Origin of the sequence: Methanocalculus sp. (assembly GCF_029762515.1) — an archaeon.
GTDB lineage: Archaea > Halobacteriota > Methanomicrobia > Methanomicrobiales > Methanocorpusculaceae > Methanocalculus.
The window spans coordinates 1-3,952 of the sequence record NZ_JARVGN010000218.1; the positions used below are offsets into that span (position 1 = coordinate 1).

5 protein-coding genes are annotated in these 3,952 nt (G+C 53.9%); 4 read left to right on the top strand and 1 reads right to left on the bottom strand.

Annotated features, from left to right (window positions below; genetic code table 11):
• Positions 1–626: PEGA domain-containing protein (locus QCH34_RS08285; protein ID WP_300332758.1), on the bottom strand; the 626-nt coding region annotated here is incomplete at its 3' end.
• A gap of 76 nt (positions 627–702) precedes the next feature.
• Here QCH34_RS08285 and QCH34_RS08290 point away from each other — a divergent pair.
• From QCH34_RS08290 to QCH34_RS08305, 4 genes are all read left to right on the top strand, one after another.
• Positions 703–1,119, top strand: coding sequence for a PaaI family thioesterase (locus QCH34_RS08290; RefSeq protein WP_300332761.1), 417 nt, complete (start codon positions 703–705; stop codon positions 1,117–1,119).
• 83 nt (positions 1,120–1,202) lie between these two features.
• Positions 1,203–2,783: a glutamine hydrolyzing CTP synthase gene (pyrG, locus tag QCH34_RS08295; protein WP_300332763.1), complete on the top strand. Its 1,581-nt coding sequence runs from the start codon at positions 1,203–1,205 to the stop codon at positions 2,781–2,783.
• A gap of 9 nt (positions 2,784–2,792) precedes the next feature.
• Positions 2,793–3,710: a glutamine-hydrolyzing GMP synthase gene (gene guaA, locus QCH34_RS08300; protein WP_300332765.1), complete on the top strand. Its 918-nt coding sequence runs from the start codon at positions 2,793–2,795 to the stop codon at positions 3,708–3,710.
• A partial coding sequence (locus tag QCH34_RS08305) for an aminotransferase class III-fold pyridoxal phosphate-dependent enzyme (RefSeq protein ID WP_300332767.1) occupies positions 3,710–3,952 on the top strand: 243 nt, incomplete at its 3' end. The genes guaA and QCH34_RS08305, both read left to right, overlap by 1 nt.

Sequence of the window (3,952 nt, forward strand, 5' to 3'; positions counted from 1 at the left end):
GATACCGGGGAAGGCTGGGGCTGGGTTGGTGCAATAGGCTGCAGGTTTGCATGGAGTTTTACCGTCTCTCCTGCTGCAGGCCAGTCAGTGATCTGGCTGGTAAAGTCTGAGTATCCTGCCTTTGAAACCCGGAATGTCTGGTAGGGGGTGGCTGTCGCATAGACCTGCACGGTCAGCTCGCCATTTGTAATCGTGCCTTTGAGATCATTGTCAAAGTAGACATTTGCGCCATCCACATTTGCATAGATGGTGTACCAGCCGATGCTTCCACCGATCGGTGCGGGCTCCGGGGTTGGCTGGGCAGGCTGCAGGGTGGCATACAGGTCAACAGTCTCACCCATTGCGGGATAATGGGTAATCTGTCCGGTATAGGGTGTATAGCCATCCTTTGTCACCATGAAGTAGGTGACCGGGGTGCCGGTGGTGTAGTACTCAACATAGAGTTTCTGATCTACGGTCTGCCCCTTGTATTCTCCTCCAAAATAGACGTCGGCTCCATCAACATTGCTGTGGATAAGGAACCATGCCTTGTCTCCCCCTACCATCGCCGAGGCGGCGGGGAGGATCACCGCGATTGCGATGATTAATGCCAGGAAATGTTTGATTGTAACCATTGGAATTCCCATCTTTTCAGAAGGTGTTAATTATATAAAAAATATGGCGTCGAAATGCTTATGCCGGGCTGAAGGCGACTCATAAAGGATGAATTATATAGAGCGCCTGAAGCTGGATTCAGATCAGGCAAACCCGTTTTTTAAGATGATGGGAGTCAATGTCATCTCATTTGCCGAGGGTCACGCGGAACTGTCTATGGAGATTGTGCAGACGATGCATAATGGTGTCGGATGGCTCCAGGGAGGCATATTCGTTGCACTTGCCGATGAAGCGATGGCGCTTGCCCTCTATACGGTGCTTAACCAGACCGAAGGGATCGCCACCATCTCCGAATCAACCAGTTTCCTCCGTGGAGCACGGGATGGAACAATTGTTGCGCGCGGATGGGTGGTCAGGCGTGGACGGCGGGTCGCTTTTACAGAAGCTGAAGTCCGAAGAGGCGATGGATCGGGAGAAGTTCTTGCCAGGACGACCGCATCCTTTGCGATCGTTTCAAAAAACTGACCGTCCGGGTATCCCCTCCATTACCAACCGATGCGAAGGATAATAGTTTGAGAAAAGAGACGGATCTTAAGCGGGGGTCTATCTTGAAATATATTGTTGTTACCGGAGGGGTGATGAGTGGCCTTGGAAAAGGTATCACTGCTGCCTCAATTGGACGTATCCTGAAGAACCGTGGTTATATCGTAACTGCGGTGAAGATCGATCCATACCTCAATATCGATGCGGGCACGATGAATCCTGCACAGCATGGCGAGGTTTTTGTGCTCCGTGACGGCGCGGAGGTCGATCTTGATCTTGGGAACTATGAACGGTTCATGGATATCGAGCTCACCTCAGATCATAATATCACCACCGGAAAGATCTACCGGACCGTCATCGATAAGGAGCGGCATGGGGATTATCTCGGGGAGACGGTCCAGATCATCCCCCACATAACCGATATGATCAAGTGCCTGATCAGATCAGCTGCTGAAAACTGGAGGACAAACGGCGATCCGGCAGATGTCTGTATCGTCGAGGTTGGCGGAACTGTCGGCGATATCGAGAGCATGCCGTTTCTGGAGGCAGTTCGTCAGATGCATGGCGAGTCTGCACCCGGCGACTTTATCCTCGTCCATGTCACGCTCATCCCCGCAGATTCGATGGGTGACCTGAAGACAAAGCCGACCCAGCACTCGGTGAAGGCGCTCAGGGAGCTCGGGCTGTATCCTGATGTCATCGTCGGCAGAAGCGAGCTGCCTGTCGGAGCCCATACGAAGAGAAAGATCTCGGCCTTCTGCGATGTACCGGAACGGGCGGTGATCAGTGCCACAACGGCCCCCGATACCTATCATGTCCCGATGGAGCTTGAGAAAGAGGGGCTTGCTGATGTCCTGATGGATCTCCTCCAGCTGGATGTGCATACTCTCTCAACTGACTGGTACAGGGTTGTGACCAAAGAATATACCAGCAGAATCACCGTTGCCATCGTCACCAAGTACGGGGTTGAGGATGTCTATATGAGCATCAAGGAGGCGCTGAAGCATGCAGGGCGCTCCCTCTCGACTGAAGTGAATATCAGGTGGATCGATGCCGAGGATTGTGAGGATTCCGCCTTCAACGAGGTTGACGGTATCCTGATCCCCGGCGGATTCGGGACACGCGGCATCGAAGGAAAGATCTCCGCGATCCGGTGCGCCCGCGAGAAGAAGATCCCTCTCCTCGGCCTCTGCCTCGGCTTCCAGCTGGCAGTCGTCGAATACGCCCGGAATATCGCAGGGTTCAGTGATGCGATCAGCGCGGAGATTGGAGATGGCACTCATGTGATCATGATCCTCCCCGAACAGGAGGATGAAGTTGATCTCGGTGGAACGATGCGGCTTGGAGACTATCCGGTTACGATCACTCCGGGTACAATTGCGGATCGGATCTATAAGGCACCTGAAGTGATCGAGCGGCACCGCCACCGTTATGAGGTGAACCCGGAGTATATACCGGTGCTTGAAGAACATGGCCTCATCTTCTCGGGAAGGAACGGGAACCGGATGGAGATTTTGGAGATATCAGATCATCCGTTCTTCTTTGCGACCCAGTTCCATCCCGAGTTCAGGTCACGTCCGACACGGCCATCCCCCCCGTTCCTCGGGTTCGTTACAGCATGTAAAACCGGAAAAAAGACAACATAGGTGACAACCATGGTAAATGCACAGAAATTCATTGAAGAAGCAGTTGAGGAGATAAAAGTAGCAGCAGCGGATGGCCATGTTGTCATGGCGCTCTCAGGCGGTGTCGACAGCTCGGTCTGTGCAGCTCTTGCAGCACGGGCAATCGGCGATCGGCTGATCCCGATCTACGTGGATACCGGCCTGATGAGGAAGGGCGAGAGTGCCCGGATAAAGCAGCTCTTTGGCTCAATCAATCTCAAGACCGTGGATGCCGCAGCTGAGTTCTTCACCTCCCTCAAAGGGATCATTGATCCCGAAGAGAAGAGGAAGGCGATTGGAGAGCGGTTCATCAGGATATTCGAGCATGAGGCAAAGGAGACCGGGGCCGAATATCTCCTTCAGGGAACCATCTATCCCGACAGAATCGAGAGCGAGGGCGGGATAAAAAGCCACCATAATGTCGGAGGAATGCCGCTTGACATCACATTCAAGGGAGTTCTTGAGCCGCTCCGGGACTTATACAAGGATGAGGTCAGGGTCGTTGCAGGTGCGCTTGGCCTGCCGCCTGAGATCCAGCACAGGATGCCGTTCCCGGGACCGGGCCTTGCAGTCAGGGTGCTCGGGGAGGTAACGCCAGAGAAGGTTGCGATTGTCAGGGAAGCAAACAATATCGTCGAGGAGGAGCTGATCGAGACCTACTCTCCATGGCAGTGCTTTGCCGCCCTCATCGGCCTTGGAACCGGTGTGAAAGGCGATGTAAGGCTCCATGGCTGGATCGTCTCTGTGCGTGCGGTAAACTCCCGCGACGGCATGACCGCAGATCCCCTCCGCCTTCCCTATGAGACCCTTGATCGGATTGCATCCCGTATCACCTCGGAGATCCCCGGTGTGGCACGGGTTGTCTACGATGTAACCCCAAAACCCCCTGCAACAATAGAATATGAGTGATGAATATGACTGATTACAAGAGTCTTGATGCCAGGTACTACATGCCTGCCTTCTCCCGGACGATGATGATCCGGCGTGGGAAGGGATGTACTGTCTGGGATGCTGATGGACGTGAGTATCTCGATTGTGTGGCAGGTATTGCCGTCTGTAGCACCGGCCATTGCCATGACCATGTCGTAGAGGCGATCTGCCGGCAGGCAAAGGAGCTGATCCACTGCTCAAACCTCTACTATGTTCCCGGA

Bases quoted from the DNA above. Each gene is read 5' to 3' on its own strand.
- QCH34_RS08290 (WP_300332761.1), top strand. From the start codon at position 703: ATGAATTATATAGAGCGCCTGAAGCTGGATTCAGATCAGGCAAACCCG.
- guaA (WP_300332765.1), top strand. From the start codon at position 2,793: ATGGTAAATGCACAGAAATTCATTGAAGAAGCAGTTGAGGAGATAAAA.